Below are 203 nucleotides of genomic sequence, written 5' to 3'. Positions count from 1 at the left end.
TCTTTGGCCTTGAGTACCCAGGAACGAGCCTGCTGGTAGGAGACCTGGAAATGCTCTGCAGCTTCGCTGTAGGAGTGCTTGCCCTTGGTCACGTACTCGACCACTTCAATTCGCTCTTCGAATGTTGTTTTCCGGCTCATAGGGGGGACCTGCTTTCTGAACGGCGATGCCGTCAAAGTCTTGTCCTCATTATACTTGGAAAT

At 51.7% G+C, this 203-nt stretch carries 1 protein-coding gene; it reads right to left on the bottom strand.

Going from position 1 to position 203, the window contains the following annotated elements:
• Window positions 1-203, bottom strand: a 203-nt coding sequence (locus FC75_RS11460) for a helix-turn-helix domain-containing protein (protein ID WP_156403625.1), incomplete at both ends; no start/stop codon positions are given.

The sequence above is a fragment of the Lacticaseibacillus camelliae DSM 22697 = JCM 13995 genome (assembly GCF_001436615.1).
In the GTDB taxonomy this organism is placed as follows: Bacteria; Bacillota; Bacilli; order Lactobacillales; family Lactobacillaceae; genus Lacticaseibacillus; species Lacticaseibacillus camelliae.
This window is presented reverse-complemented; position numbering and strand designations above follow the sequence as displayed.